At 70.6% G+C, this 26,050-nt stretch carries 28 protein-coding genes; 16 read left to right on the top strand and 12 right to left on the bottom strand.

Annotation, left to right across the window (positions count from 1 at the left end; translation table 11 throughout):
• Positions 1-82 precede the first annotated feature (82 nt).
• A complete protein-coding gene (locus GN153_RS05370; protein WP_159900597.1) occupies positions 83-1,957 on the top strand; it encodes a DEAD/DEAH box helicase in 1,875 nt (624 codons plus the stop codon).
• Here GN153_RS05370 and GN153_RS05365 read toward each other — a convergent pair.
• The gene (locus GN153_RS05365) at positions 1,954-2,520 is read right to left on the bottom strand and encodes a halocyanin domain-containing protein (protein ID WP_159900595.1); all 567 of its coding nucleotides are present in this window, start codon (positions 2,518-2,520) and stop codon (positions 1,954-1,956) included. The genes GN153_RS05370 and GN153_RS05365 overlap by 4 nt on opposite strands.
• Before the next feature lie 106 nt (positions 2,521-2,626).
• Between GN153_RS05365 and GN153_RS05360 the strand changes: the two genes are divergently transcribed.
• The gene (locus GN153_RS05360) at positions 2,627-3,256 is read left to right on the top strand and encodes a helix-turn-helix domain-containing protein (protein ID WP_159900593.1); all 630 of its coding nucleotides are present in this window, start codon (positions 2,627-2,629) and stop codon (positions 3,254-3,256) included.
• An 11-nt stretch (positions 3,257-3,267) separates the two neighbouring features.
• Here the strand turns inward: GN153_RS05360 and GN153_RS05355 are convergent, their stop codons facing one another.
• From GN153_RS05355 to GN153_RS05340, 4 genes are all read right to left on the bottom strand, one after another.
• Positions 3,268-3,600, bottom strand: coding sequence for a hypothetical protein (locus GN153_RS05355; RefSeq protein ID WP_159900591.1), 333 nt, complete (start codon positions 3,598-3,600; stop codon positions 3,268-3,270).
• A gap of 99 nt (positions 3,601-3,699) precedes the next feature.
• A complete protein-coding gene (locus GN153_RS05350; protein ID WP_159900589.1) occupies positions 3,700-5,445 on the bottom strand; it encodes a MutS-related protein in 1,746 nt (581 codons plus the stop codon).
• A 93-nt stretch (positions 5,446-5,538) separates the two neighbouring features.
• Positions 5,539-6,141 carry a transporter gene (locus GN153_RS05345; RefSeq protein WP_159900587.1) on the bottom strand — a complete coding sequence of 201 codons (603 nt, stop codon included), beginning with the start codon at positions 6,139-6,141 and terminating at the stop codon, positions 5,539-5,541.
• Between the two features lie 111 nt (positions 6,142-6,252).
• Complete coding sequence (locus GN153_RS05340; RefSeq protein WP_159900585.1) at positions 6,253-9,105, bottom strand: DEAD/DEAH box helicase; 2,853 nt, start codon at positions 9,103-9,105, stop codon at positions 6,253-6,255.
• A gap of 109 nt (positions 9,106-9,214) precedes the next feature.
• Here GN153_RS05340 and GN153_RS05335 point away from each other — a divergent pair, with 109 nt between their 5' ends.
• Together GN153_RS05335 and GN153_RS05330 are read left to right on the top strand one after the other, a co-directional pair.
• Positions 9,215-9,523, top strand: a complete 309-nt coding sequence (locus GN153_RS05335; RefSeq protein ID WP_159900583.1) for a DUF433 domain-containing protein — start codon at positions 9,215-9,217, stop codon at positions 9,521-9,523.
• Between the two features lie 2 nt (positions 9,524-9,525).
• A complete protein-coding gene (locus tag GN153_RS05330; protein ID WP_159900581.1) occupies positions 9,526-9,849 on the top strand; it encodes a DUF5615 family PIN-like protein in 324 nt (107 codons plus the stop codon).
• 32 nt (positions 9,850-9,881) lie between these two features.
• Here the strand turns inward: GN153_RS05330 and GN153_RS05325 are convergent, their stop codons facing one another.
• Genes GN153_RS05325 through GN153_RS05315 form a run of 3 tightly spaced genes read right to left on the bottom strand, consistent with a single transcriptional unit; the run spans position 9,882 to position 13,584 of the window.
• Entirely contained in the window at positions 9,882-10,634 is a 753-nt protein-coding gene (locus GN153_RS05325) for a metallophosphoesterase (protein WP_159900579.1), read from the bottom strand.
• Complete coding sequence (locus GN153_RS05320; RefSeq protein ID WP_159900577.1) at positions 10,634-12,313, bottom strand: hypothetical protein; 1,680 nt, start codon at positions 12,311-12,313, stop codon at positions 10,634-10,636. Before GN153_RS05320 ends, GN153_RS05325 begins: the two co-directional genes overlap by 1 nt.
• On the bottom strand, positions 12,310-13,584 hold the full coding sequence (locus GN153_RS05315) for a Single-stranded DNA binding protein (RefSeq protein WP_159900575.1): 1,275 nt from the start codon (positions 13,582-13,584) through the stop codon (positions 12,310-12,312). Before GN153_RS05315 ends, GN153_RS05320 begins: the two co-directional genes overlap by 4 nt.
• 116 nt (positions 13,585-13,700) lie before the next feature.
• Between GN153_RS05315 and GN153_RS05310 the strand changes: the two genes are divergently transcribed.
• From GN153_RS05310 to GN153_RS05285, 6 genes are all read left to right on the top strand, one after another.
• Complete coding sequence (locus GN153_RS05310) at positions 13,701-14,420, top strand: DsbA family protein (RefSeq protein ID WP_159900573.1); 720 nt, start codon at positions 13,701-13,703, stop codon at positions 14,418-14,420.
• Entirely contained in the window at positions 14,420-14,962 is a 543-nt protein-coding gene (locus GN153_RS05305) for a tRNA (cytidine(56)-2'-O)-methyltransferase (protein WP_159900571.1), read from the top strand. The genes GN153_RS05310 and GN153_RS05305 overlap by 1 nt, the downstream gene beginning before the upstream one ends.
• Before the next feature lie 103 nt (positions 14,963-15,065).
• A complete protein-coding gene (locus GN153_RS05300) occupies positions 15,066-15,599 on the top strand; it encodes a transcription factor (protein WP_159900569.1) in 534 nt (177 codons plus the stop codon).
• On the top strand, positions 15,599-16,264 hold the full coding sequence (locus GN153_RS05295) for a DUF2110 family protein (protein WP_159900567.1): 666 nt from the start codon (positions 15,599-15,601) through the stop codon (positions 16,262-16,264). Before GN153_RS05300 ends, GN153_RS05295 begins: the two co-directional genes overlap by 1 nt.
• 3 nt (positions 16,265-16,267) lie before the next feature.
• Positions 16,268-17,026, top strand: a complete 759-nt coding sequence (locus GN153_RS05290; protein ID WP_159900565.1) for a DUF5803 family protein — start codon at positions 16,268-16,270, stop codon at positions 17,024-17,026.
• Positions 17,027-17,105: 79 nt separating this feature from the next.
• Complete coding sequence (locus tag GN153_RS05285; protein WP_159900563.1) at positions 17,106-17,792, top strand: competence/damage-inducible protein A; 687 nt, start codon at positions 17,106-17,108, stop codon at positions 17,790-17,792.
• Between the two features lie 29 nt (positions 17,793-17,821).
• On the opposite strand, the gene GN153_RS17760 is transcribed toward GN153_RS05285, so the two are convergent.
• Positions 17,822-17,947 (bottom strand): hypothetical protein, encoded by a 126-nt coding sequence (locus GN153_RS17760; RefSeq protein WP_268893115.1) that lies wholly within the window; start codon positions 17,945-17,947, stop codon positions 17,822-17,824.
• 71 nt (positions 17,948-18,018) lie between these two features.
• Here GN153_RS17760 and GN153_RS05280 point away from each other — a divergent pair, with 71 nt between their 5' ends.
• The 5 genes from GN153_RS05280 (at position 18,019) to GN153_RS05260 (ending at position 21,319) form a co-directional block, all read left to right on the top strand.
• On the top strand, positions 18,019-19,104 hold the full coding sequence (locus tag GN153_RS05280; RefSeq protein WP_159900561.1) for an ATP-NAD kinase family protein: 1,086 nt from the start codon (positions 18,019-18,021) through the stop codon (positions 19,102-19,104).
• 89 nt (positions 19,105-19,193) lie between these two features.
• Entirely contained in the window at positions 19,194-20,228 is a 1,035-nt protein-coding gene (locus GN153_RS05275) for a phosphate signaling complex PhoU family protein (RefSeq protein ID WP_159900559.1), read from the top strand.
• A gap of 85 nt (positions 20,229-20,313) precedes the next feature.
• Positions 20,314-20,523: a DUF7525 family protein gene (locus GN153_RS05270; RefSeq protein ID WP_159900557.1), complete on the top strand. Its 210-nt coding sequence runs from the start codon at positions 20,314-20,316 to the stop codon at positions 20,521-20,523.
• Positions 20,524-20,613: 90 nt separating this feature from the next.
• Complete coding sequence (locus GN153_RS05265; RefSeq protein WP_159900555.1) at positions 20,614-20,844, top strand: DUF7123 family protein; 231 nt, start codon at positions 20,614-20,616, stop codon at positions 20,842-20,844.
• Between the two features lie 46 nt (positions 20,845-20,890).
• A complete protein-coding gene (locus GN153_RS05260) occupies positions 20,891-21,319 on the top strand; it encodes a CoxG family protein (protein ID WP_159900553.1) in 429 nt (142 codons plus the stop codon).
• 243 nt (positions 21,320-21,562) lie between these two features.
• Here GN153_RS05260 and GN153_RS05255 read toward each other — a convergent pair whose 3' ends face one another.
• Both GN153_RS05255 and GN153_RS05250 read right to left on the bottom strand, forming a co-directional pair.
• Positions 21,563-23,101, bottom strand: a complete 1,539-nt coding sequence (locus tag GN153_RS05255) for an aldehyde dehydrogenase family protein (protein WP_159900551.1) — start codon at positions 23,099-23,101, stop codon at positions 21,563-21,565.
• 77 nt (positions 23,102-23,178) lie between these two features.
• A complete protein-coding gene (locus GN153_RS05250) occupies positions 23,179-25,329 on the bottom strand; it encodes an AAA family ATPase (RefSeq protein WP_159900549.1) in 2,151 nt (716 codons plus the stop codon).
• 109 nt (positions 25,330-25,438) lie between these two features.
• Between GN153_RS05250 and GN153_RS17755 the strand changes: the two genes are divergently transcribed.
• Positions 25,439-25,573: a DUF7128 family protein gene (locus GN153_RS17755; RefSeq protein WP_268893114.1), complete on the top strand. Its 135-nt coding sequence runs from the start codon at positions 25,439-25,441 to the stop codon at positions 25,571-25,573.
• Between the two features lie 26 nt (positions 25,574-25,599).
• Here GN153_RS17755 and GN153_RS05245 read toward each other — a convergent pair whose 3' ends face one another.
• Entirely contained in the window at positions 25,600-26,046 is a 447-nt protein-coding gene (locus tag GN153_RS05245; RefSeq protein ID WP_159900547.1) for a DUF5796 family protein, read from the bottom strand.
• Between the last annotated feature and the right edge of the window lie 4 nt (positions 26,047-26,050).

The following is a 26,050-nucleotide window of genomic DNA, read 5'->3' as shown; positions in this document are numbered from 1 at the left end:
TCTATGCCGGTTCCCGGGAAAAAGCTACTTCCTCGGAGCGACGAACGCAAGCCGTTTGACCGCCGCTGCCCTACCGGGCGTAGTGACCGGATCCGACAGCGAGCGCCGGAGCAGGGAGGGCCGGGACGAGCGCGACGCCTTCTTCGACGCGCTGGAGGCCGTCGGCCGTCCGCTCGTCACCGCGACGCGCTACGCCCAGCAGCGCGAGACCAGCCAGGAGGAAGCGAGCGAGCGGCTCGCAGCCCTGGCGGCCGAGGGGGACGTCGAGCGCCTGGACGTCTCCAGCGACCCGGTAGTCTGGTACCCGAGCGAGTGGCGTGACCTGGCGAGCCGCGAGCGGGTGATCGTCTTCCCCGAACGGCGCCAGCTGGTCGTCGACCAGCCCACGCAGTTCACCCGCGCACAGCTCTCCCAGTTCGCCCACCTCGTCGACACCACCGGCTCGGGCTCCTACCTCTACGAGATACGGCGCGAGGACGTCTGGCAGGCGCCGTACGACTCGCTGGAGGAACTCATGGAGACAGTCAGGGACGTGCTGCCCGAGCGCGAGCCCGCGCTAGCGGAGTTCATCGCCGACCAGTGGAAACGGGCGAACCAGTTCCTCCTCCGGACCCACGAGGACGGCTACACCGTCCTGGAGGCCGAGACGCCCGAGCTGATGGGCAACGTCGCCCGCGAGGAACTCGACGGCGGCCAGCTCCGGGCGCCCATCGACGAGGAGACGAGCTGGGTCGCCGAGGATCGGGTGGCGGAGGTCAAGCGGCTCCTCTACGAGGCGGGGTATCCCGTCCGCGACCAGCGCGACCTCGAGACCGGCGAACCCCTCCCCGTCGACCTGCACCTGGACCTCCGGGCCTACCAGCGGGAGTGGGTCTCGCAGTTCCTCGAGACGAAGTCGGGCGTGCTGGTCGGGCCGCCGGGCAGCGGCAAGACCGTGGCGGCGATGGGTATCCTCGCCGAACTGGAGGGCGAGACGCTGATCCTTGTTCCCGGGCGCGAGCTCGCGGGGCAGTGGCGCGACGAACTCCTGGCCCACACCACTCTGGAGCCCGAACAGATAGGGGAGTACCACGGCGGCTCGAAGGATATCCGCCCGGTGACCGTCGCCACCTACCGGAGCGCGGGGATGGACCAGCACCGCCACCTGTTCGACAGCCGGGAGTGGGGGCTGGTGGTCTACGACGAGGTTCATCACATCCCGAGCCCGGTCCACCGGCGGAGCGCGGACCTCCAGTCCCGAGCCCGTCTGGGACTCTCGTCGACGCCGGTCCGGGAGGACGACCGCGAGGAGGAGATCTACACGCTCGTCGGCCCGCCGATCGGGACCGACTGGGACGCGCTGTTCGAGGAGGGGTTCGTCGCCGAGCCAGAGGTCGAGATCCGCTACGTCCCCTTCGCCGACGAGGCCGGCGACGCCTACGCCGCCGCGGAGGGCCACGAACGACGGCAGGTCGCCGCCACGAACCCCGCGAAAACAGCGGAGGTCGAGCACCTGCTGGGCAGACATCCCGAGGCGAAGGCGCTGGTGTTCGTCGAGTACCTGGAGCAGGGCCGGGCGCTCGCGGCCGCGCTGGACGCCCCGTTCGTCAGCGGCGAGACGCCACACCACCGCCGGGGGAAGCTGTTCGAGCAGTTCCGGGAGGGGTCGGAGCCGACGCTCGTGGTCTCCCGGGTCGGCGACGAGGGGATCGACCTCCCGAGCGCACAGGTGGCGGTCGTGGCCTCGGGGCTGGGCGGCTCCCGGCGGCAGGGCGCACAGCGGGCGGGCCGGACGATGCGCCCGACTGGGAGCGCGCGCATGTACGTGCTCGCCACGCGGGGCACTCGCGAGGAGGAGTTCGCCCGCCAGCGGATGCGTCACCTCTCGGAGAAGGGAGTGCGAGTGACCGAACGCGACAGCGAGACCGACGGCGAGTCAGCGTCCGACGCCGACGGAGCGGTCGACGGCGGTCGCTAGACGACCACGACGACGCCTTTCATACCGAGGCCCTTGTGCGGCCGGCAGAAGTAGCGCGAGACTCCCGTCGAGTCGAAGGTCCGCTCGAAGTGGGTGCCGGCTTCGGCGTAGAGTTCGCTCTCGTAGTCGCCGCCCTCGTGGACGACGTTGTGTTGCTGGCCCTGCCCGGTCCACTCGAACTGGACGGTCGTGCCGGCATCGACGACGACCGCCGGCGGGGAGAAGGCGTAGTTCCCGCCGTTGCCCTCCGTGCCGACTGCGACCGTCACCGACGAGGAGCCTCGCTCGTCGACGACCGTCCCGTCGTAGTTTCCGACGTCCGAGAGGTACTCGTCGACGGTCGCCTGGTCGAACTCCGGCTCCGAACTCCCGTCCGCTGTCGGCGTATCCTGGCTGCCGCCACCGTCGCCGCTGCCGCCGTCGCCACCGGCGTCCTCGGGCGACTCGTCACCGCCGTCTGTCTCGGTGGTACAGCCGGCGAGAAGGCCCGCGGCTGCGAGACTTCCGAGCCCACCGAGCACTGTCCGTCTCTCTACCGAGCGACCTGAGGTCTGGTCATTCATCGACACCGATCGGTAGGGGAGCGAGACGGTTAAAGTGGCCGAAAGCGTTCCCAGCGCCTGAGAACAGGGCCCGAACTATTGAGGGAATATCGCCTTACTTGCACCCATGCCTGGTATCCGAACCGAGCTGGTCTTCGACGACGCCGAGGGGTGCCCGGTGGCCGAGGCGACGGACGCGGTCCCCGGACCGGTCACGGACATCACCTGGGACAGAGACGAGAGCGGCACCGTCACCGAACAGGTGACTGCCAGCGACGACATCGACGAGGCGGGGGCGTTCGACCCGGTCTTCGATTACGGGAGCCGCCGGGTCTACGAGTTCGAGCGCGAGTCCGACGGCTGTATCTGCGAGGTCGTTCAGGAGGAGGTCGGGCCGGTGTCGGACGTCCACGTCGAGGACGGGTCACTGCACCTCACGCTTCACCTCCAGGACCTGAGTGACCTCCGCGAGCGGCTCGAGGAGTTCCGCGAGCGGTTCGGCGCGGTCCACATCGAATATCTCGTCCAGGGACGGGAGGACGAGGAGGAGGCGGAGGTCGTCCCAGTGGACGTCCGACGGCTCACCGACCGACAGCGCGAGGTCGTCGAGACGGCCTACGAGATGGGCTACTTCGAGTACCCGCGCGAGTCGAACGCGACCGAGGTGGCGGCGGCGCTCGACATTCGGCCCTCGACGTTCACCGAGCACCTGACGGCGGCCCAGGGCAAGCTGCTCGGTGAACTCGTCGAGTCGTAAGGAGTGAGCCGTCAGACGTCGATGTCGACGTCGACCGCGCTGTCGTCGTCCGGCTCTGCCGTCTCCTCGTCGTCGGTGGCCGCGTCGAACTCCGGCTCGTCGTCGCCACCGCCGGCGCGGTCCTCGAGCAGGAGGCCGACACCTCCGGCGGCGAGCATACCGACGCCGGCCGCCCGGACCGCCCGGACGTACCAGTCCTCGGCCTCGAGTTCGGCGGTGTTATCGAACCCGAGCAGCCCCATCCGGACGCCGAGCGAACTCGCGAGGCGCGGTGCGAGCGCGGCGAACAGCCCGTAGGCGGCGACGAACGCGTAGCCGGCCTTGCGGAGTGGTGCGGGAAGCATGACTGACCGTTCGGCCCCCGCCCACCTGAATCCACCGGGAGCTCCCGGCGGCTGAAAACGCCGCGCGGCGTCCGCAACGCCCCGGCGGCCGCCGGCCGCTCAGGACTGCCAGCGGGCGTCGGCCAGCGTCCGCTGGACCGCGCTCTCGCCGACCGCCTCCGCCAGCGTCTCGTAGGAGGCCCGCTCGGCACGGTCGGTCGCGTCCGCCACCAGCCGGGAGACGATGAACTCCGGGGTCGACCGGCCGACCGTCCCGAAGCGGGGCTGGTAGTCGACGTCGAGTTCCAGCGCCGGAGTCAGCCCCTCGGCGAAGATGCCGTCGACCCGCGCTTCCTCGGGCAGGGGCTCGAGATCGTCCGCGAGGTGGGTGACGAACACCCCCAGAGCGTCGCTGTCGACGGTCAGCGTCACCAGCCCGTGCAACAGGTCCGCGGCGCTGCCCGGCTCGGTGATCGCCTCGAACTCGTCGACGAGCATCAGCGTCCGCCCGCCCTCGCTGAGCGGTGGCACCACCGACCGCAGCGTCGACTCCAGCACCCCGGCGTTGAAGCTCGCATGCCGGCGGTGGAAGACGACGGCGTCGACGGGGCCGACCTCCGCCGCGCTGGCGGGGACGGGAAGTCCCATCTGTGCGAGCAGCTGGACCTGACACAGCGTCTCCAGCAGCGTCGTCTTCCCCCCGCTGTTCGCGCCGGTGAGCACGGCCACGCGGTGGCGCGGCGGGACGGTCGCCCGCGGGACCGCCAGGTCGTGGTCGCCGACGGCGTAGGTGACCGGCTGTGTCTTCTCGCCGGCGTCGACCAGAAAGAGGTTCCGGGCGTCGGCGACGGCCGTAACGTCGCGGTCGACCAGCGTCGGCCGGGTCAGCTCGAAGGCCAGCGCGAAGCGGGCCAGCGAGACGTCGAAGGCGACCCCGTCGACCGCCGAGACGGCCTGCTCGACGGACTCCTCGGCCTCTTCGAGTGTCCCCTCCAGTTCCTCGCGCACCTCGCGCTCGCGCTCGTCGACGGCGGTCCGGAGGTCGTCGGAGAGGCTCCGGAGCGTCTCGCCGACGAACGCGCGGGCGTCGGCGGCGTCGGTCGCCATCGCCTCGCGGACCCGGGCGGCGTCGACGCCGGTCTCGTCGGTCACCTCGCGGGCGAAGGCGTCCCGGAGTTCCTCGGTCCCCCGGACCCCCTCGCCGACGCGCTCGACCACCTGCCCGGGCGTGGCTGCCATGTCCTCGACGGCTCCCAACTGTTTGCGGAGTCCGTCGAGGCGGTCGTCGGCCCCCTCGCCGACGCCCGACTCGCCGAGCCCGGCGAGGGCCGCGGCCGCGTCCTCGAGCGTTCCCGCGTCCAGGTCGGCCAGCGGGGCGAACACGCCGGAGTCGACGCCCGTCTCCTTGAGCGCGAGTGCCGCCTCGACGGCCGCGCGCCGGCCGCCGCCGCTGTCGTAGTCCTCGAAGGCCGCGAGCACCGCCTCGCGGTCGACCTCCGGCAGGTCGGCCCAGGTATCCCGGGCGGTGAGGACGTCGTCCAGCCGGGCCTCCATGGCCTCGCGGTCGGACAGCGGGGTGAGAACCCGGATCCGGTCGCGGGCGTCGGCGGTGACGGCGTACCCGCCCGCGATGTCGAGGATCGACTTGTAGACGTCCCGGGCGTCCGGCGTGGCGAGCAGGTCCATCGCCGCACCGCCGTGGGCGTGCCGGAGGACCCGCGTCGCCCGCCCGCGCGGGAGTCCGGCGTCGGTCAGCGCCCGTACGTCGCCGCGCTCGATGGCGTCGATGGCCGCCTCCACCCCCAGACTCTCCGCGAGCAACTCGCGGGTCTTGGGCCCGACGCCCCAGTAATCCTCCAGTCGCATTGCCTCGTGCCACCGGCGCGACCGTCTTAGGTATATCCCCTCTCGGGAGCGGGGCGAGACAGCAGCGACGGCTCGGACCTCGGCCGCAGCGGGTCAGCCGCCGGTCCCGCCGGCGGCGGCCCCGCCGAGCGCACCGAAGACGGCCGGGTAGAGCACCCCCGCGAGCAGGACGGCCGGCAGGAGCTCCGGCGCGATGCTCGCGCTCGCCGACACCCCTGCGGCGCTCTCGCTGAACGACCACGACGAGGCCAGCGCGAGGACGACTGCGAGAACCAGGTAACCCGGCACCACGGTCAGCCCGGCCTTGGCGCCCTCGGTCGCGTCCCGGGGAGCGGCGGTCCGGGCGACGAGAAAACCCGCGAGTACGAGCAAGAGGACCGGGACCACCATCTGGAGGACCCCCAGGTCGCCCAGGACGGTTCCGGAGCCGGACTGGCCGGCTACCGACGTCGAGACGTCGATGCCGACGTTGTGGGCCCCGAGGAAGTACCAGCCGACGACCTGCCAGCCCGCGGGCGGGGAGACGCCGACCGTGGCCAGCGCGTCGGCGAGCGACCCGAGGCCCTCGGGGAGGTCGCTGGACTGGACCAGGAAGGTCGCCAGATACCCGAGAAGGAAGGCCAGCGCGCCGCCGGCCGCGCCCCGCCACAGCGGCAGGTCGTTGCGTCCGCCCGTCGGCTGTGTTCCGGTTGCCATCGTGGACGAAACACCACAGATGTACGGATAAACCCGTCGGCCACCCTGGCGGTGCTGTACCGGGTGCGGGTCGCGACCGGGCCGCGCGGGGTCCGGTCTCCCCCGCGGTGATTACCAGAACGACCGCGTGCGGGCGTACTCCCGTTCGCGCTCGAGGATGTCGCGGTAGAACTGCTCCTCGTCCTCGCGGAGGCGATTGATGATCCGGGCGGCGTTGTGCGGACCGACGCCCCGTGCTGCCAGCGCGACCACGGCTTGCTTGCCGTGGCTCTGGACAAGACTCGCCGCCCGGTAGGCGCGCTCGGTGGCTTTCTCCTGCTCGTCGTCCTTGTCGTCGGCCCTGACTGCCGCGACGGTCTCCTCGTCCCAGGGGTTGAGCGCGGCGACCTGCGTCGAGCCACACTCCGGGCACTCCGGCTGGTCGCGGACCCGGCCGACCTTCCGGGTGTGCTCCCACCCCTGGCAGTGCAGACAGAAGAGGATCACGCGGTCGTTCTGGATGCGCTCCCTGACCGTGTCGATAACGCTCGCATCGGCGTTCTCGGGAGTCAGCAGTTCGCGGCCGGAGGAGCGCCCGCCGGTGCCGATGGGGGTGTGCTCGCCGACCACCTCGACGGCCAGCGCGCCCGACTGGACCCGCCGGAGGACGTCGGCCGCGCCCGCGACGTCCAGTTCCTCGTGGCGGATCTCGCGGACGGCCTCGTCGTAGACCGGCGTGTCCTCCAGGGCCTCCAGCAGACGGTCCTTGCCGAAGGGGCGCCCGTAGGAGCGCCACCGCTTCAGGGCGCCGAACTTCGCGGCCACCTGGGCGAGCTTGAACTTCAGCGAGTCGGCGTGTTTCAGCGCCAGGTCGACGACCCCGTGGACGTGGTCGGGGTCGGTCGTCTCCAGCAACTCGACCACGTCAGTCGCCGAGACGCCGCTTGGCACCTCCAGTTCCACGCGGTAGGGGTCGACCTCCATGGCGACGCTGGTGCCGGTCCGCTGGCCCAGCAGCGCCGAGAGCACCCGACCCAGCGTCTCGTTGACCGTGTGACCGAAACAGGCGTTGACCACGATTGCCCGCCCGGTGTGCTCGACGACGACCCGGCTGTCCGTCGGGACCGGGTGAGCGGGTGCGTGCTCGGCGAGCTGTGAGAGGCCGGTCGCGACGGTGTCCTCGTCGACCGCGTAGCGGCGCGTGAGGTCACGTGCGACAGCATCCACGCCGGCTCCGACCCCTGCACCCTCCAGCTGCGCGCCCGCCACGCGACGGATCTCCCCGACCTCCCGGGCCACCGACTGTGGGACTGGGATCTCCTGGCCGGTCCAGGAGGGGACCTCGCCGGCGGGGTCCTCGATGGGCGAGACCGTCACCGTCTCCTCCTCCTCGTCGATCTCGGTGATCCGCCACATCTCCCCGCGCTGGATGAACACCTCGCCCGGGGCCGCGAAGTTGACGACGAAGCGCTCGTCCAGCGTCCCGACCCGCGAGCCGCTGGCCACGTCCTCGACGTCGTAGGTGGTCTCGTCGGGGATCATCGAGAGGTTCTGATAGAAGTACTGCCAGGTACCGCTCCGCTTCTGGATGCTGTCTTCCTCCTCTTCGAGCCAGACGACGCGGTTGCCCGCGAGCTCGCGGACGACCTCCCGGAACTCCGCAGTGTCGAGGTCACGGAACGGGTACGCGCGGGTGATCACCTCGTAGGCCCGCATCGCCGACACCTCGCCGAAGTCCATCACCAGGCCCACGACCTGGTTGGCGACGGTATCCAGCGAGCCGTCGTGGATGGCCGCGGGCTCGACCTCACCGCTGCGAGCCTGGCGGGCGATGGCCACCGACTCGAGCACGTCGTCGGGGTGGCTGGTCACGACCGTCCCCGAGGAGACGAGATCCCGGCGGTGGCCCGCCCGCCCGACACGCTGGAGCAGACGGGTCACCTGCCGGGGGCTGTTGTACTGGACCACGTGGTCGACGTGGCCCACGTCGATCCCCAGCTCCATCGAGGAGGTACACAACAGCGCCGACAGTTCGCCGTCCTTGAACCGCGACTCCACGTCGACGCGGGTCTCGCGGGCCAGCGAGCCGTGGTGGATACCCACGTCCGTGCCGTACTCCTTGAGCCGGGAGCCCAGTGCCTCCGCGGTCTGTCGAGTGTTGACGAATATCAGGGTTGCTTCGTGGTCGGTCACCAGGTCGTCGATCGCCCGGACGTGACTCGCCACCTCGGCGTCGGTCATCAACTCACTCGCCAGTGCCTCGTCAGTCTCCGTCACCTCCGGCGCCAGGACGTCGACCTCCAGGCGGCTGCCGACGTCGACCTCGGCGATTTCACAGCCGCGGTCGCCGGTCAGGAAGCGGCCGACCTCTGCGGGGTCGCCGACGGTCGCCGACAGGCCGACGCGCTGGAAGGGGCCCGCGAGTTCCCGCAGCCGCTCCAGCCCGACCGTCAGCTGGGCGCCGCGCTTGGAGACCGCCAGTTCGTGCACCTCGTCGACGACGACGTGCTCGACGTCCTCCAGGGCGACCCGGAGCTTCTCGCCGGTGAGCATCGCCTGGAGGGTCTCGGGGGTCGTGACCAGCACGTCGGGCGGGTCGTTCGCCTGCTGCTGGCGCCGGTAGTCGGTGGTGTCGCCGTGGCGGACGTCGACCTCCAGACCCAGGGTCTCGCCCCACCACTCCAGCCGGTCGCGCATGTCGCGGTTGAGTGCGCGCAGCGGCGTGATGTACAGCGCGCCGATACCGAACCGCTCTTCGCAAGCGAGCGAATCGAAGACGGGGAGCATCGCGGTCTCGGTCTTCCCGGTTCCGGTGGGCGCAACCACCAGGGTGTCCCGGCCCTCGACCAGCGGGGGGATGGCGCGGCGCTGGGGCTCCGTTGGCGTCTCGAAGCCCCGCTCGGAGAGGGCCGAACGCACCTCCGCACCGAGCCTGCCGAAAGCGCCGTCCTCCCCGCGGCTCTCGCGCATCTCCCCGTCGCTCATCGTCAGTTCGTAGGTGTCTCGAGCGAAAAAGCCCGTCGCACCTCGGTGGGCAGGAATCCGACGCTACCCCGTCCGAGCTATTAAACCCGGCCACGAGCTAGAGGTCGATATGGCCAGTATCGTACGTGACGACGACGTTCGCTCCGGCGAGCCCCGGATCGAGGGGACCCGGGTCGCAGTGCTCGACGTCAAGCGCCGCGTCATCGACGGCGGCGAGGACCCTCACGTCGTCGCGGGCGAGTACGATGTCGCGATGGCCGACCTGTTCCGCGCCCTTGCCTACTACTACGACCACCGCGACGAGTTCGAATCCCGGGAGCGAGAGGCTGCGGCCGCCCGCCGGGAGGGCGAACAGGCGACGAAAGAGCTTCTCGATAGCGAGCGCAGGGAAGTCGAACGGAGCGAGCGGGCCGATTGAGGATGCGGATCCTGGCAGACGCGAACGTTCCTGCTGAATACGTCGCCGCGCTCCGTGGCGACGGACACGAGGTCAGATACAGCCGCGATGTGGCTGCGATCGGACCCGAGGCACCCGACGACACTCTCGTCGAATTCGCGGAGACAGAGGATTTTGCCATCCTCTCGACCGACGTGAAAGACTTCGCCGAGGTGGACGCGACGGCTCCGGTTTTCGTCGCTCCGCAGGGGATGACCGGTGGAGCGGTTCGGACCGCCGTCGCGCGCATCGAGGCGATGGAGTTCGACCCCGCGGAGACAGAACCGCTCTGGCTGTCTTCCCTTTGATAGCAGCGGTCAGGTTTCGAGTTTACCCGGGTTTACACCCGGTCGTACCGACCCAGCCGCGTCCCGTCGAGGAGGTAGGCCTGCCCGTCAGCCAGCCCCTCGGGAAGAAACGGCGACAGGAAGTCCTGGCCGGCGACGTTGACCCACGTGCCGCCGGAGGTGTCGTTGAACGCCGGGAAGACCACGAGTTCCTCGCCCACCTCGGTTCCCTCGCCGTGGTGCTCGCGGAACGGCGCGGGGGCGAGTCGGCCCCGCAGCCAGACCCGCTCCCTGCGGCCGCCGCCGACCTCGTCCTCCAGGCGCACCACCGGATGCTCGTGGGCCGTACAGACCGTCTCGGCGGCCAGCACCTCGGGGCTGGGCCAGGTGTGACCGTGAGCGAAGCCGACAGCTCCCACGCGCGTGCCGGCCGCCGGCGCGACGGTCACGTCCACCGCGAGGTCTTCGATGACCGGCTCTATCTCGCCGTCGTGGTTGCCTTTGACGAGCAGCGTGGGGGCCCCCAGAGCGTCGAAGAGCGCCGCGAGTTCCTCCCGCTCGGCGCCCCACGGGTCGCCGACGGCGTGGGTCAGGTCGCCGAGCACGACCAGCCGGTCGGCGCCGGTCTCGGCGACGAGCCCGAGCAGGCGCTCGCGGCGCCGGGGCGCGCCGCTGTCGAGTTCGACACCCTCGCTTCGCAACACCGCCTCGATGCCGGCGTGGTAGTCCGCGACGACGAGCAGGCGCTCGCCCGCGGTCGTGACGACCGCTGCGGGCGCGCCGGGGACCGGCTCGACGGCCGCCATCAGATCGGCTTGAGCGTGCCGTCGTCCGGCTCGTAACACCGGCCGCCCATCAGCGCGTCCTGGATGGCGTCCTCGACGGCGCCGGCGTCGGCGCCGTACTGCTCGGTTGCGGCCCCGACGAGTTCCTCGCGGGCCACGCCGTCGCCCTCGTCCAGGTCGCCCATCAGGTCGACGACGGCGTCCTCGAGCTCCTCACCCTCGAGCGCCTCGGTGTCTGCCGTGTCCTCGCCGCCGCCGTCGTCGGCTCCACCTCCGGCGTCGGTCCCGGTTTCGGTGTCGGCCCCCGCACCCGACTCAGGTGTGGTGTCGGGTTCGGGTACCGCCTCCGGCTCGGGCTCCGGCTCCGGCTCCCCGCTGGCAGCCGGCTCCTCACTCTGGGTTCCTGTCATCTCCGACTCGGTGTCCGGCGTCTCGATGCCGGCCTCGCCGGGCTCGTCGACCTCGGCCCCGCTCTGGAAGTCCGTGCCGTACTCCTCCTCGATCTCCTCGCGTTCCTCCTCGTCGAGCTCGAACTCCTCTGGCTCGAAGTCGTCGACGGCCTCCTCGGCTTCGCCGCTCCCGAGGGCACCGCCCTCGAAGTCGCCGATGTCCCCGGAGCTGTCGGCGTCGCCGACGGCTTCGGTCCCCGTCGCTTCGCCCGCGTCCTCCGCCGTCGCGTCCGACCCCGCGGTCGACTCGGCTGTCGCTCCGGCTGTTTCCGTGGTCTCGGCTACCTCGGTGGCTCCGGTCGCTTCGGCCGCCTCGCTCGCGTCGGTCGCCGCGGCGGTTCCCGACGTCGTCGCCGCCGACGGTTCCGCAGCCTCTGTCGACTCGTCCGAGTCTGTCCCTGCTGACGCCGTCGTCTCCGCGGTTTCGACACCGTCCTCCCCCGTCGGTGTGGCGGCGGTCTCGTCCTCGACGTCAGTCCCCGCTTCCGGCGTCGCGGCCGGCTCCGTCGGGTCCTCGCCTCCCTCCAGGTCCGCCGCGAGGTCGGCGAGCGCCCCGTCGTCGCCCGCCCCGGGGTCGACGGTGAGCGGTTCGACCTCCTCGCGTTGCCCGGCGACGACCCTGGCGGCGTCGAGCGCCAGCTCGCGGAGGGCGGCGAGGTAGGTGCCGGTCGTCCCGTAGTGCTCCAGCGCGAGGGCGATTCCCTCGGCGAGGCTCTCGTCGATACCCTGCTCGCCCAGCGCGCTCGCGAGGGCGTCCCCGCGTTCGTCCATCCGGGCTGCGGCGGCGAACGTGGCGACCCGGTCGAGGGTCCGCTCGGCGGCGTCGACCGTCCAGCGGTCCCGTGTATCGGCGTCGACCTCGCTTATCGTCTCGGGGCGGACCGAGGTGTAGACCGTGTCGGCGTCGTCGGGCTGGAACGTGCGCGCTTTTCCCGTCACGGCGACGAACATCGGGGGCTCGGCGCGGTCCAGGAAGGCCTGCTCGTCGGGCTGGTACTGGCCGGCGTAGAGCACGAACGCACCTGTCGGGTCGACCACCCGACCCCGGAGCACGTCCTCGGAGACCTGTTCGACCTCGGTCAGCACGCCGACGGCGAACAGCCGGTTCACGCGGGCACCGGAGGGCGTGACGACGTAGTTTGGCGCGCGCTCCTCGTCGCTCTCCGAGTAGGAGAGGTCGGCGTCCTCGAACTCGGCGGCGAACAGCCGGTGGGCCACCTCCCGACGACCGGGCCCGTCGGAGTCGCTCATTCGCCCACCTCCGCGAGTAGCGCCTCGGCGCGGGCCGCGGGGTCGCCGTCGGTTTCGGCGAACTCCGAGGCGTCGAGTGTCGCCCCGAAGTCGTCGACGCTGAGCGAGCCCCGTGTCCGGAACTCACGACCGACGAGCGTCTCGCGGATCGCGTCGGCCACGACCTCGCGGTCCATCGCGTCGCGGGCGTGTTCGCGGGCCTCGTCGAGGCCCCCGCCGTAGACCTCGGCGGTCAGTTCGTCGTCGAGGACGACTGTCAGCGTCCCGGTCCCGTCGTCGAAGATGAGCTTCGTCCGGAGGTCGTCCTCGACGTCGACCGCGCCGTGCTGGCGGCACTGGCCTCCCTGCGTGACCCGGCCACACTCCGGGCAGCGCTCGACCAGCCCGGAGCCGTCGCGGACGCCGACGACGTTGCCGGTCACCTCCACGTCGAAGAGGCCGCCGGAGTCGACGGCCTCGCCGATGTCGAGGCTGGGGGCGGACTCCGTCGCCTCAACGGTCCGCTCGAGCGCGCGGACTGTCGAGAACTCGGAGATGTTGACCGATGGAGCGCCACGGAACTCCCGGACGTAGGCGTTCTCGACCCGCACGGACGCGCCTTCCTCGACCTCGGGATGCGGGTCCCAGTCGGTGAAGGGCAGCCGGGCGGTCTCGTCGGCGAGGACGCCGCTGAGGATCTCCGTCTCGCCGTCACGGCCGTCGATGACCTTCGACTCGACCTCTATGGGCGTGACTTCGACGTTGACGCCGCGGTCCCCCGGTGCCAGCTTCGCCAGACCCCTGTCGCCGCCGACCTCGTCCGCGCCGATGTCGAGGGACTCGTCGACAGTCTCGACGCTGGTTTCCTGACCGATATTGAGTTCGGGGTCGCCCTCCCACTCGCGGACGCCGGCGTTGCCGAGCCGGAGCGTGTCGCCGGGTTCGTACTCGAACTCGACCCACGAGGTGAAGTCGATCCGGCCGGTCCCGTCGGCAAGCTGTCCCTCGTAGATCACCTGGTCTTCGCCCTGGTAGCGGATCGACCGCTTTCCGACCGTGAGCACGACCGCGGTGACCGAGACGTTCGAGTCGCCCGTCTCGACGTCGGCGACGTCCTTGCTCGCGGGGGTGGCGTCGCCGCCACCGCCGTCGCCGTACTTCCGGCGGAGGTTCCCCTTCGCCTCGTCGACAGGGACGCTGTACTCCACCAGGTTCTCCAGGTCGCGTTTGACCTCCTCTTTGTCGACGCCGAGGTCGGAGGCGAGCTCCTCGGCATGCTCCTCTAGGTTCATCACCGGACTCTCGCGGCGCCAGCAGGAAAAAGCTCTCCCCCGGGACCGGCTATTTCGGGGACACCGCCACCGCCCGCTGTCGGAGGATATATCCTCGGCGGGCGCCGAGACCCGCCATGCGCGAGACGCCCACCCGGCGGCAGGTCCTCGCTGCGGCCGGAGTCACGGGAATCGTCGGCCTCGCCGGCTGCACCGGTGGCGGGTCGACGCCGACCACCGACGGCCAGGGAGGCGGCGGAAACGGAGACGGAAACAGCGACGGGGGCGGCGACGGGAACGGTAGCGAGGAGACCCCCGCCGGCCAGCTATCGCCACCGGTCAGGGGCGACCCGGAGGCCGACGTGACGCTGGCCGTCTACGAGGACTTCGCCTGCCCGCACTGCCGGGACTACAGCGAGAACGGGTACCCCGCGCTCGCCGAGGCGTTCGTGGACACGGGTCAGATCCGCTACGAGCACCGCGACCTCCCGATCCCCGTTCTCGACCCCGAGTCCTTCGAGGCCGCGAACGCCGCCCGCGCAGTCCAGACTCGCCACGGCCGGGAGGCGTTCTGGACGTACGCCGACGCGCTCTTCGCGAACCAGGACGCGCTGGGTTCGGAGACCCCCGGGCTGTACGCCGAGGTGGCCGTCGAACTCGACTACGAGGGCGAGCCGGTCCGGACGGACGCCGTGGACCGGGCGTACACTGACACCGTGATGGGCGACCGCCAGCGCGGGATCGACGCGGGCGTCGAGGGGACGCCGGGCTTCGTCGTGAACGGCGAGGTGGTCACCAGCGGCTTCGGCGACTCGACGGTCGAGACGGTCCGGTCGGCCATCGAGGAGCGGCTCTGATGCGGGGCTCGCCCGAGGTCGCGGTCCTGCGGCTCGGCCACCGCCCGGGCAGGGACGAGCGGATGACAACCCACGTCGGCCTGACCGCGCGGGCGCTGGGTGCCGACCGGGTCATCCTCGCCGGCGAGGGCACCAGCCGCGCCGACACCGTGGAGGATATCACCGACCGCTTCGGTGGCCCGTTCGGCGTCGATACGACGGACTCCCCGGTCGCGGTCATCGAGGAGTGGGAGGGCGTAGTCGTCCACCTCACGATGTACGGGCTGCCAGTCCAGGAGGAGATAGCCGACGTGCGCGAGGCCCACCGCTCGGGGCCGCTGCTCGTGGTCGTCGGGGCCGAAAAGGTGCCCTGGGACGTCTACGAGGCCGCCGACTGGAACCTCGCAGTCACGAACCAGCCCCACTCCGAAGTCGCCTCGCTGGCGGTCTTTCTGGACCGGCTGTTCGAGGGCGCCGAACTCGACCGGGAGTGGGAGGACGCCGACCGCAAGGTGGTCCCGCAGGCGGAGGGCAAGCGGGTCGAAGAGCGCGGGAGAGAGTGACCGCGAGTGACGGGGCAGCGGCGGGAGCCCGCGGCGCTCGGCTCCGGTGGGTGGAGTCGACGACCCGATGGTTTTAACCGCGTGACACCCTCCAGATTCGGTAATGGCTTTTGAGGAACTCCTCGAGGACCCCGTGATACAGAAGTACCTCCACGAGCTGGTCGGTCCCAAGGGGATGCCGGTCGCGGCAGCCCCGCCGGACGGCGAGGTGACCGACGAGGAGCTCGCGGAGGAGCTGGGCCTGGAGCTCAACGACGTCCGCCGGGCGCTGTTCATCCTCTACGAGAACGACCTGGCGAGCTACCGGCGGCTGCGCGACGAGGACTCGGGGTGGCTGACCTACCTCTGGACCTTCCAGTACGAGGACATCCCCGAACAGCTCGAAGAGGAGATGGAGCGACTGCTCGCCGGGCTTCACGAGCGCCGGCAGTACGAGCTCGACCACGAGTTCTACCTCTGTGAGACCGACGGCCTCCGATTCGAGTTCGGCGAGGCGATGGACTTCGGCTTCGAGTGTCCCCAGTGTGGCAGCGACCTCGAGGCCCTGGAGAACACCCGTCTCGTGGAGGCGATGGACGACCGGATCGAAGCGCTCAGCGACGAACTCAACACCGACCCCGCAGACGCCGAGGTCTGATGGTCGTACTCGCAACGAAGTGTTACGTCGACGGCGAGGCCCGCGAGCGGGCGCTGGACGGGCTGGCTTCGATGGTCGCGGACGACGTCGGGGACCTGGACGTCGAGTACGAGGTCGGCGTCCGGGATGACGGCTTCCCGGCGGTGACCGTCGAGGGACCGGACGCCGTCGCCGCCCGGAACGTCCTCCGGGAGCGGTGGGGAGAGATCACCCCCCATCTGGAGGAAGGCGAGACCTACGTCGGGACCCTCGAGTCCTGGGACGGCGACGGCTTCGTGCTCGACGCCGGCCGGGAGGTTCAGGTCCCCGCCGACGAACTCGGGCTCGGCCAGGGGACGCCCGCGCAGGTCCGCCAGCGCTTCGGCCTCGTCCAGCACCTGCCGCTGCGTTTCGTCTACGGCGACCCGCCGCGGCTGGCAGAGGAGGAACGCGACCGCCTCTACGAGTGGACCCGCGGGACCGGACGGGTCAACGTCAACAGCGCCACCCGCGCCGAGATCCGGGCGACGGTCAACCGCGCCGGCCACGCCGACGACATCCTGACCGTCGAGCGGCTGGGCCTGCTCGAGGGGAGCATCGTCTGTGCCGAGGGGACTGACCCGCCGGGGCTGCTGGCGAGTATCGGGGGGTATCTCCGCTCGGAACTGCTCGCCGTCGTGCCATAACTCATGAACCGGAGGACGCTCGCGCTCGGAGGGCTGCTCGCGCTTCTCGTGTTGAGCGGCTGTGCCGGCTCGACGCAGGTCCCGGAAGAGGACCTGAGCGCGGACGCCGAGTACGACTGGGAGACGAACGCGACGGTGGCCGTGGACGTGAGCGACGCCTCCTACCAGACTGTGGTCAATCTCACGAACACGTCGACGCTGGAGATCTACCAGCGCAGCGCCCTCGGCGGCGACGGCGCGGTGCGGATCTCGGCGCTGCAGTTCCGGTACCCCAACGGCACCGTGGTGAACGCCAGCGAGGGGAACCTCTCGGCGACGCTGGAGGCCGAGCGCACGCAGATCAACCTCCCTGCGGAGGCCGGGAAGGTCGGCTACACCGCCGAGCGTGTCGGTAACCAGTTCACTCTGCCCGTCTTCGCCGAGGGCTCCTACAGCGTCCGTCTGCCTCCGAGCACCCGGGTCGGCGTCCCCATCCTCTCACACGCCGACCCCGGGGGCTACGAGACCAGCGTCGCCGACGACCGGATGACGCTGCGGTGGAACGACCTCTCGGAGGGGGCCATCAGCGTCCGCTACTACCTCCAGCGCGACCTCTGGATCTTCGGGGGGATCGCGGTGATATCCGTGACCCTCGGGGTCGGCGGGCTTGTCTACTACCTCAGACAGATCCGCCAGCTCGAGAAAAAGCGCGAGGAGCTGGGGCTGGACGTGGACTACGAGGACGACCCGACCGACGACGGGCCGCCTCCCGGGATGCGGTAGCGTCTGCCGCCTCGCCCCTTTTCAGGCCGCCCCGGCCGGGAGCCGGTGAACCTTTCACCGCCTCGGCCCTACCGAGGGTATGCGCGTCGCGCTGGTGACCGTCGGCGACGAACTGCTGGCCGGCGACACCGTCAACACGAACGCCGCGTGGCTGGGTCGGAAGCTGGCCGACCGCGGCGTCGACGTTGAGCGGGTGACCGTCGTCCCCGACCGGGAGGGAGACATCGCCAGGGTCGTCAACGAGTACCGCGCGGAGTACGACGCGGTGCTGGTCACGGGCGGGCTGGGCCCCACCCACGACGACCTGACGATGGACGCGGTGGCGGCCGCGTTCGGGACCGAGACCGCCGAGAGCGAGGCGGTCTACGAGTGGCTTGCCGAGGACGGCTACGCCCGCGAGGACCTCTCCGAGGGGACGGCACACATCCCCAGGGGCGCGGAGATGCTCGAGAACCCCGAGGGGGTCGCCCCCGGCTGTGTCATCGGGACCGTCTACGTCCTCCCGGGAGTGCCGGCGGAGATGAAGGCGATGTTCGAACTCGTCGCCGACCGGTTCGAGGGCGAACCGATATACACCGAGACCGTCGTGGCCGACGAGCCCGAGAGCAGGCTCGTCGACCGGGTGGCGCGGGTCCGCGAGGAGTTCGACGTCGACGTGGGGAGCTACCCGGGGGAGACGGTGCGGCTGAAAGTGAGAGGGAGCGACGAGAGGGCTGTCGCGAGCGCGGCGGCGTGGTTGCGCGAGCGGGTCGAACCCGCCGGGTAGGCGGGCGGGACTGTCGGGAGTCCGGGGGGCTACCGGGAGAGGTGGCGGAGCCACAGCGCGGTGACTAAGACCCCGCCCAGCGTCAGCGCCCAGCCAACGACGTCGATAACGCCGGTCTGCACGGTAACCTCGCCGGCCGCGGTCAGCAGCGTCATGGTCGGCGGTTGCCAGCCCTGGGTGTAAACCGTTCCGGTTCGCTTTTGCCCGCGGTCGGCCAATCCCGGGTATGCGCACCGTCGGGGTCGTCGTCAACCCGGTCGCCGGGATGGGTGGCCGGGTCGGGCTGAAGGGCACCGACGGGAAGGTCGACGAGGCACGCAAGCGGGGCGCCGAGCCGCGCGCACCCGACCGCGCCCGTCAGGCCCTCGAGGCGATGGCAGCCACCGGCGAGCCGCTCCGGGTGCTGGCCTACGCCGGCGTCATGGGCGCGGAGGCGGCCCGGGAGGCCGGCCTGGACCCGGTCGTCGTGGGCGAACCCGAGGCCGGAGCCGACGCGACGGTCGGCGAGACGACGGCTACAGACACCCACGACGCCGTCCGGCAGTTCGTCGAGGAAGGGGTCGACATCATCCTGTTCGTCGGCGGGGACGGGACGGCAGCCGACGTCGCGGAGACGCTCGCCGGGATGGACGACGAGACGCCCATCTTCGGCGTGCCGGCGGGCGTGAAGGTGTACTCCTCGGTGTTCGGCGTCTCCCCGGAGGCCGCCGGCCGGGTGGCGGCGACGTTCGACGAGACCGAACGCGCCGAGGTCAACGACATCGACGAGGACGACTACAGGGCCGGCGAGGTCCGGACGGAGTTGCGGGCGGTCGCGAGAGTCCCGGTCGCGGAGGAGCGCCAGGCGAGCAAACAGCTCTCCGGCGGGAGTGTCGAGGGGCTCGCCGCGGGCTTCGTCGAGGACATGGATCCGGGGGTGACGTACGTCCTGGGACCGGGAGGCACGCTCGGCGAGGTCAAGGAGCGACTGGGGATCGACGGCACCGCCCTGGGGGTGGACGTCTACCGGGACGGCGAGGTACTCGCCCGCGACGCCGCCGAGTCGGATATCCTGGCGGCGCTGGGGGAGGACAACGTCGTGGTCGTCTCGCCGGTCGGCGGCCAGGGGTTCGTGCTCGGGAGAGGAAACCAGCAGCTATCGCCGGCTGTGCTCCGGCGTTCCGAACTTTCGGTCGTGGCCTCCCGGGCGAAACTGGCCGAGGTCGGCGTCCTCAGAGTCGACACCGGCGACCCCGACCTGGACGAGGAGTTGCGGGGCTGGCGGCGGGTCCGGGTCGGCCGGTTCGAGACCCGGCTCGTGGAGGTCGTCTGACCTAAGTGGTACCCCAAGATCGGTCACGGTCTTCCCTGCATATTAGGCTGTAATGATAAGGTTAAGGCACTCCGGCTCCAGGGGTCGGTATGGAGACGCGCAAAGTCCAGCGGCTGGGGCCGTCGACGCTCGCGATGACGCTGCCCGCGGAGTGGGCCGGCGCACACGACGTCGAGAAGGGCGACGAGGTGTCGCTGCGGGTCGGGGGGAAAGGGGCGCTCACCGTGATGCCCGAGTCCGTCCAGACCGAGGACACGGAGGCGGTGATCAGCGCCGAGGGGCTGGACGCCGACGCCGTCGAGCGGGCCATCGTCGCCCAGTACGTGCTGGGGCGGCGGATCATCCACGTCGAGGCACCCGAGGGGGAGACGCTGGAGAGTACGCACATCAACGCCGTCTACAACGCCGAGACCCAGCTGATGGGGCTGGGCGTGATCGAGGAGACGCCGGACAGCATCGCGATCCGGTGTTCGGTTGACCCGGAGGATTTCACGCTCGACAACCTGCTGGAACGGCTGGAGTCGACGGGGTCGACGATGCGCAACGAGGCGGTGAAGGCACTGGCCCACAACAACCCCGACCTCGCCCAGCGCGCGCTCAACCGGGAGCGCCAGGCCAACAAGATCTTCGTGTTGCTCCTGCGCTTGATCTTCACGGCCTACCAGAACCCAACGCTGGCCCGGGCGGTGGGGCTCGAGGACGGGTTTCCGCTGATCGGCTACCGCTCGATCGCCAAGAACCTCGAACTCACCGCGGACAACGCCGAGGACATCGCGGACATCGCGCTGGCCGCGGAGGACAACGCGCTCAACGTCGACAACGACACGATGCGCCGGATCCGGGATTTCACGGACGAGGTCAACGAGATCACCGAGCTGGCGGTCGAGGCCGCCGTGGACCGGAACTTCGACACGACCATCGAGGTGCGCGAGCGCTTCGCCGACATCGAGGACCGCGAGGAGGAGATCCTCGCCGACCTGCCGGAGATGGACAACCGCCACCTGCTGGAGACCCGCGAGGTGCTCGTGAGCCTCCAGCAGACCGCCCAGTACGCGGTCCGCAATGCAGAGATCGCGACCAACCTCGCACAGAACGAGGAGGACGCCCACACCACGATCAGCTGAGCGAACACCGCGACCAGCCGGGCGGCTCTCCCGGCTGACCGGGTGAACCGAGCGAACTAAGTGGCCGTCGGGAAAGGCTCCAGGTATGGCAGAACTCGCGGGGCGGTCGGATATGGGAACCGGGCTCGCGTTCGTCTTCGGGACGATCGCCGTGCTCGCGGCCCTGGTGACGACTGTCTCCTCCTACATGGACGCCGTCGGGGGCAGCGACATGCAGCTGGTCGCGGGACTGGGGATGGCCGTCGCGATGCTCGCCGGCGGGCTGGCCATCGCCGCCCTTCACGTCTACGAGTGACCCTGGACGACGCCCACGGGCGAGCGCAGACGCCAGTTGTCCGCGCCCGCTCCAATAACCGTTAAGAGCGTACGGCCCCTACATCCGTCAATGGCAGAGCTCAGCGAGGAGGACCGGAAGATCCTGGAGGTTCTCCGCGAGAAAGTCTCGGGCGGGGAGGCGTACGTCCGGGCGAAAAACATCGCCAGCCAGCTCGGGCTCTCGTCGAAGCAGGTTGGTGCGCGCCTACCCAAACTCGCCGAAGAGGAGGAGGAGGTCGACGTCGACATAGAGAAGTGGGGACGGGCCCGCTCGACCACCTGGCGGGTCACGCGGAGCTGACCGGGGGATTGACGGGTTTTTCACCCCGGGGGAGCAACCCTCGTCCATGACTGTCCGGGTCGAGCGTGTCGTCGACGTGCCAGCACCCCCGGCAGACGTGTGGGGATTCATCGCCGACCCCGAGAAGCGCGCCCGGTCGATCAGCGTCGTGACCGACTACGAGGACCTCGGCGACGGAAAGGCCGTCTGGCACGTCAGGCTTCCCATCCCCGTCATAAACCGGACGGTCCGTGTCGAGACCGAGGACCGCGAGCGGGACCCCCCGCGGTACGTCGAGTTCGTCGGAAACTCGAAGGTGATGCGCGTCGTCGGCGAGCACACCCTCGAGGAACGGGACGGCGACACCCGGCTGACCAACCGCTTCGTCGTCGACGGCAAACTCCCCGGAGTCGAACGCTTCTTCAAGCGCAACCTCGAAGCCGAGTTCGACAACCTCGAGCGCGCGCTCCACGAGGACCTGGGCCTGCGGTACTGAGGCGCTCCATCGGAGCGGTGCGGACCGACGGGCGGGCCAGCGTGCGGACGGTTGCGGGGAATTTATAGTTCCGGCGGCCGACCGTTCCGGTGCCGGCGAGGCGCTTTTCACGTCGACGCCGGCACACTGCTCGGCCTCGCGGGCTCCCGACCACCCGGCATCGTCGGGCTGTCCGGACAGCCCACTCCCGTCGCCTCCTCGACGCCCCTCGCCTTTCGATACAGTATCGCCCTGCCGAGGCGCTCACTCCGTGGTGATGTCCGCCGAGAGTCCCTGTGCCATCTCGATGTCCTCCTCGTTGTTGACGGTCCACGCCGTCCGTTCGGTGACGGCCTCGATGGCCTCCCGGGCGTGGGGCGCGCCGACGCCCGACCGCTTGACCCCGCCGAAGGGGAGCTGGACCTCGGCGCCGATGCAGGGGAGATTGGCGTACGCGAGCCCGACCTCCGCGCGGTCCCGGTAGCGGTTTACCTCCCGGTAGTCCTCGCTGATGACCGCCCCCGTCAGTCCGTAGGCCACGTCGTTGTGGATCTCGATACCCCGGTCGACGTCGCCCGAATACTCGACCAGCGCGACGTGGGGACCAAACACCTCCTCGGTGAGACACCGCTTGTCGGTGTCCCACTCGGTTTCGTAGACGAACGGCCCTGCCCAGAACCCGTCTCCGTGCCCATCCGGAACCCCATCCGGGTCCAGCTCGGCACGGTCGACCAGCACGTCGACCCCCTCCTCGCGGGCGATCTCGTTGTACTCGTGGAACTTCTCGACCTGCTCGGCGTCGACCAGCGGCCCCATGAAGGTGCCCTCGTCGAGCGGGTCGCCGACCGCCACCCGCTCGGCGAGGTCGACGAACTCCCGCTTGAACTCCTCGTAGACGTCCTCGTGGACGATGAGTCGCTCCGTCGAGACACAGCGCTGGCCGGTCGTCTTGAAGCTGGACATGACGGCGGCGCGGACCGCGATGTCCATGTCGGCCTCGGCGGTGACCACGAGCGCGTTCTTCCCGCCCATCTCACAGGAGGCGTTCTTCCCCGGCTGGGCGGCGACCCGCTCGGCGACGCCGTGGCCGACCTCCGCCGACCCTGTGAAGAGGACGGTGTCGACGCGGTCGTCCTCGACGATGGCCGCACCGGCGTCGCCGTGGCCCTGGACGAGATTGAAGACTCCGGGTGGAACGCCTGCGTCGTCGAAGATCTCGGCGATGACCTGGCCGCAGTAGGGGGTCTGCTCGGCGGGCTTCCAGACGACGGTGTTGCCCTCCACCAGCGAGGTCGCCATGTGCCAGAAGGGGATCGCGACCGGGAAGTTCCAGGGCGTGATACAGCCCACCACGCCGCGGGGCTTCCGGCGCATGTAGGCGTCCTTCCCCGCGACCTCCGAGGGGACGACGTCGCCGTGAGGGTGGCGGGCGTTGCCCGCCGCCCACTCGACCATGTGCCAGGCCTCGGTGACGTCGGCTTTCCCTTCCCCGATCTCCTTGCCACACTCCCGGGTGACGACCTCGCCGAGCTCCTCGTGGCGGTCGCGCAGCTCGTGAAACACCTCCCAGAGGAACTCCGCGCGGTCGATGTAGGAGAGGCCGCGCCACTCCTCGAAGGCCCGCTCGGCGGCTTCCGTCGCCGCGCGGACGTCGCTTTCGGTCCCGCGCCGAAACGTTCCGATAGTGTCCCCGGTCGCCGGGTTGAGGCTCTCGAACGTGTCGCCGTCGCCGCCCCTGAACTCGCCGTCGACGTAGTGGCCGTGTACCTCGGATTCCCGCTGTGTGGTTGACTCCCCGCTCATGACGCTGTGTTGTCACCGCGTTCGAATAAGCCGTGTGGTGGGCGATACCACGGGACAGATGCGGAGACGGACCGGCGTCACTCGGGGTTCGCTGACGCCCGGAGGGCAGCCAGGGCGGCGTCGACGTGCTCGCGGGTGACGGTCACGCGGTCGGTGTGCTCGCCCGCTTCCTCTGGCTCGACAGTCTCGACGACCTCACGGACCGCCCGGAGGGAGGCGTCCCGGACCAGCGCCTCGAGCTGAGCCCCCGAGAATCCCGCCGTCTCCGCGGCCACGGCATCGAGGTCGACGTCCGCGGCGAGTGGCGTCTCCCGGGCGTGGACTGCGAGGATCTCGCGGCGCGCGGCCTCGTCGGGAAGGGGGACCTCGATGTGGCGTTCCAGGCGTCCGGGCCGGAGGAGGGCGGGGTCGAGGCTGTCCTTGCGGTTGGTGGCCGCGAGCACCAGAAGCGAGGGGTGGTCGGCCGCCCGGTCGAGTTCGGTCAGGAGTTGTGAGACGACCCGGTCGGTCACCTCGCCGGTCTCGCCGCGCCGGCCGGCGACGGCGTCGACCTCGTCGAGGAAGACGACCGCGGGGGCGGTCTGTCTGGCCCGCTCGAAGACCTCCCGGACGGCCTCCTCGCTCTCGCCGACGTACCGGTCCAGCAGCTCCGGGCCGGCAACCCGCAGGAAGTTGACCCCGCTCTCACCCGCGACCGCCCGTGCGAGCAGCGTCTTGCCGGTGCCGGGCGGCCCGTACAGCAGGACGCCGGAGGGCGGGTCGGCGCCGGCGGCCTCGAACAGCGGGCCATAGGAGAGGGGCCACTCGACGGCCTCCCGGAGCCGGTCTTTGGTGTCCCCGAGCCCGCCCACGTCGGCGAAGGTCTCGTCGGGGGACTCGGCGACGTACTCCCGCATCGCCGAGGGGTCGACGGCCGCGAGCGCGCGCTCGAAATCGGCCGCCGTCACCTCGGGCGCTCCCTCGCGCTCACCCTCGCCGTCCCCGCCCCGGCGGAGGGCGCTCATCGCGGCCTCGCGGGCCAGCGAGGCCAGGTCCGCGCCGACGAAGCCGTGGGTCCGGGCGGCGACCTCGTCGAGGTCGACGTCCGCGGCGAGTGGCATCTCGCGGGTGTGGACCGTGAGGATCTCCCGCCGGCCGGCCTCGTCGGGGACGCCGACCTCGATCTCGCGGTCGAACCGGCCGCCCCGCCGGAGCGCGGGGTCGACGTCGTCGACGCGGTTGGTCGCGCCGACCACAACCACCCCCTCGTCGGTGTCGAGGCCGTCCATCAGCGTCAGCAGCTGCGCGACCACGCGGTTCTCCATGTCGGCGTCCTCGTCGCGGGCGCCGGCGATGGAGTCGATCTCGTCGATGAACAGGACCGCGGGGGCGTTCTCGGCCGCCGCCTCGAAGGCCCGCCGGAGGCGCTGTTCGGACTCGCCCTTGTACTTGGAGACGACCTCCGGGCCGGAGATGGTGTCGAAGTAGGCGTCGACCTCGTTGGCGACCGCGCGGGCGATCAGCGTCTTGCCCGTCCCTGGCGGCCCGTACAGCAGGACGCCCTTCGGCGGGTCGACCCCGAGGTCCGCGAATGTCTCGGGCTCGGAGAGCGGGAGTTCGACCGTCTCCCGCACCAGGTCCAGTTCCTCGTCGAGGCCGCCGATGTCCTCGTAGGTCGTGCCGGTCGGCTCCTCGTCGATGGTCTCGTCGGTCCCGTCGACGGTCGCCGGCTCGGGGTCGACGGTGACGGCGGTCGCGTCGGTCACCCGAACGGTCCCGGAGGGTGCGGTCTCGCCTACGACGAACGACTCGCCGTCGACGCGCAGACGCTTGCCCGGCGCGACGATCCGGTCGCGGAGGCGCCGTCCAGCCGTGCCGTCGGAGGGGAGGTCGCGGCGGCCGTCAGCGCCGGGACCGCTGCCGTCGCCGGCTCCTCCCTCGTCAGTCGGCTGGAGCGTGACCGCGGCGGCCTCCTCGACGGAGGCCCCGCGAAGCCGGACGGTGTCGCCGACGGTCGCGCCGGCGCTTTTCCGGGTGTCGGCGTCGATCCGGACCACGCCATCGTCGCTACCGGGCCAGACCTTCGCGACGGTCTCGCGGTCGCCCTCGATCACCACGGGGTCGCCGCTCAGAAGCCCCAGCTCGGACTGGAGGCTCTCGGGCAGCCGGGCGATCCCCCGCCCGGCGTCGCGCTTGCGCGCCCCCTCGACGCGGGCGCGGACCTCCCCGCTCGTGCCAGCCTCGCTCATGGCCACCCGTAAGCGCGGGACGGGCATAAGTCCGGCCCGGACACCGAACCGGAGCGTCCGGGCAGTCGCCGGAGAAATCTATTTACTCGCCGCCAGCGGACATTCACATATGGTCTCGACCACCACGCGTGACGACATGACGTGGTACGAGTGCGACCAGTGTGGCCTCATGTTCGACGACGAGGAGGACGCCAGGCAACACGAGGCGAACTGCGACGACGAGGACCCCTCCTACATCCAGTAACAGCCCACTCGGCGCGGCCCTCCCGCTCACTCCTCGTCTTCCGCCGGCACGACTTCGTAGGAGTGTTCGCTCATCCCGTCCTCGGCGAAGACGAAGACGCGGCCGTCGACGACCCCGGGGTCCTCGACCTCGACCTCGACGCGCAGGCCGTTGCCCACGTCCTCGACGGCGACGCCGGGAAACACCGTGGTCCGTTCCTCCCGGTCGAGCAGCACCCGGCCGACGCCGGTATCCTCGAGGATCCCGTCCTCGGTCTTTCGCTCGTTGACGTAGACGAGCACTCCCTGGGTGTCGGAGCCGTCGGTGACGAGCACGTGGACGTCCTTGCCGGGCGGGGTGGCGAGCGTCCCCACGACCTTCTCGGGGACGCCGCGGTAGAACACTTCCCGGCCGTCGGTGTACTCGACGAGCACGCCGTCCTCCTGGAGTTCGACGGGTAGCGTATCCGGCGCGACCTCGGAGCGTCCCTCCATACGC

The sequence above is a fragment of the Salinirussus salinus genome (genome assembly GCF_009831455.1).
Classification (GTDB): domain Archaea; phylum Halobacteriota; class Halobacteria; order Halobacteriales; family Haloarculaceae; genus Salinirussus; species Salinirussus salinus.
This window is presented reverse-complemented; position numbering and strand designations above follow the sequence as displayed.

Excerpts from the sequence above, each read along its gene's own strand:
- GN153_RS05305 (WP_159900571.1), top strand. The coding sequence starts at position 14,420 with ATGCGGGGCTCGCCCGAGGTCGCGGTCCTGCGGCTCGGCCACCGCCCG.
- GN153_RS05365 (WP_159900595.1), bottom strand. The coding sequence starts at position 2,520 with ATGAATGACCAGACCTCAGGTCGCTCGGTAGAGAGACGGACAGTGCTC.
- GN153_RS17760 (WP_268893115.1), bottom strand. The coding sequence starts at position 17,947 with ATGACGCTGCTGACCGCGGCCGGCGAGGTTACCGTGCAGACCGGCGTT.
- GN153_RS05265 (WP_159900555.1), top strand. The coding sequence starts at position 20,614 with ATGGCAGAGCTCAGCGAGGAGGACCGGAAGATCCTGGAGGTTCTCCGC.
- GN153_RS05310 (WP_159900573.1), top strand. The coding sequence starts at position 13,701 with ATGCGCGAGACGCCCACCCGGCGGCAGGTCCTCGCTGCGGCCGGAGTC.
- GN153_RS05275 (WP_159900559.1), top strand. The coding sequence starts at position 19,194 with ATGGAGACGCGCAAAGTCCAGCGGCTGGGGCCGTCGACGCTCGCGATG.
- GN153_RS17755 (WP_268893114.1), top strand. The coding sequence starts at position 25,439 with ATGGTCTCGACCACCACGCGTGACGACATGACGTGGTACGAGTGCGAC.
- GN153_RS05315 (WP_159900575.1), bottom strand. The coding sequence starts at position 13,584 with ATGAACCTAGAGGAGCATGCCGAGGAGCTCGCCTCCGACCTCGGCGTC.
- GN153_RS05250 (WP_159900549.1), bottom strand. The coding sequence starts at position 25,329 with ATGAGCGAGGCTGGCACGAGCGGGGAGGTCCGCGCCCGCGTCGAGGGG.
- GN153_RS05325 (WP_159900579.1), bottom strand. The coding sequence starts at position 10,634 with ATGGCGGCCGTCGAGCCGGTCCCCGGCGCGCCCGCAGCGGTCGTCACG.
- GN153_RS05300 (WP_159900569.1), top strand. The coding sequence starts at position 15,066 with ATGGCTTTTGAGGAACTCCTCGAGGACCCCGTGATACAGAAGTACCTC.
- GN153_RS05350 (WP_159900589.1), bottom strand. The coding sequence starts at position 5,445 with ATGCGACTGGAGGATTACTGGGGCGTCGGGCCCAAGACCCGCGAGTTG.
- GN153_RS05320 (WP_159900577.1), bottom strand. The coding sequence starts at position 12,313 with ATGAGCGACTCCGACGGGCCCGGTCGTCGGGAGGTGGCCCACCGGCTG.
- GN153_RS05340 (WP_159900585.1), bottom strand. The coding sequence starts at position 9,105 with ATGAGCGACGGGGAGATGCGCGAGAGCCGCGGGGAGGACGGCGCTTTC.
- GN153_RS05295 (WP_159900567.1), top strand. The coding sequence starts at position 15,599 with ATGGTCGTACTCGCAACGAAGTGTTACGTCGACGGCGAGGCCCGCGAG.
- GN153_RS05335 (WP_159900583.1), top strand. The coding sequence starts at position 9,215 with ATGGCCAGTATCGTACGTGACGACGACGTTCGCTCCGGCGAGCCCCGG.
- GN153_RS05290 (WP_159900565.1), top strand. The coding sequence starts at position 16,268 with ATGAACCGGAGGACGCTCGCGCTCGGAGGGCTGCTCGCGCTTCTCGTG.
- GN153_RS05260 (WP_159900553.1), top strand. The coding sequence starts at position 20,891 with ATGACTGTCCGGGTCGAGCGTGTCGTCGACGTGCCAGCACCCCCGGCA.
- GN153_RS05255 (WP_159900551.1), bottom strand. The coding sequence starts at position 23,101 with ATGAGCGGGGAGTCAACCACACAGCGGGAATCCGAGGTACACGGCCAC.
- GN153_RS05280 (WP_159900561.1), top strand. The coding sequence starts at position 18,019 with ATGCGCACCGTCGGGGTCGTCGTCAACCCGGTCGCCGGGATGGGTGGC.
- GN153_RS05360 (WP_159900593.1), top strand. The coding sequence starts at position 2,627 with ATGCCTGGTATCCGAACCGAGCTGGTCTTCGACGACGCCGAGGGGTGC.
- GN153_RS05330 (WP_159900581.1), top strand. The coding sequence starts at position 9,526 with ATGCGGATCCTGGCAGACGCGAACGTTCCTGCTGAATACGTCGCCGCG.
- GN153_RS05345 (WP_159900587.1), bottom strand. The coding sequence starts at position 6,141 with ATGGCAACCGGAACACAGCCGACGGGCGGACGCAACGACCTGCCGCTG.
- GN153_RS05355 (WP_159900591.1), bottom strand. The coding sequence starts at position 3,600 with ATGCTTCCCGCACCACTCCGCAAGGCCGGCTACGCGTTCGTCGCCGCC.
- GN153_RS05270 (WP_159900557.1), top strand. The coding sequence starts at position 20,314 with ATGGCAGAACTCGCGGGGCGGTCGGATATGGGAACCGGGCTCGCGTTC.
- GN153_RS05285 (WP_159900563.1), top strand. The coding sequence starts at position 17,106 with ATGCGCGTCGCGCTGGTGACCGTCGGCGACGAACTGCTGGCCGGCGAC.
- GN153_RS05245 (WP_159900547.1), bottom strand. The coding sequence starts at position 26,046 with ATGGAGGGACGCTCCGAGGTCGCGCCGGATACGCTACCCGTCGAACTC.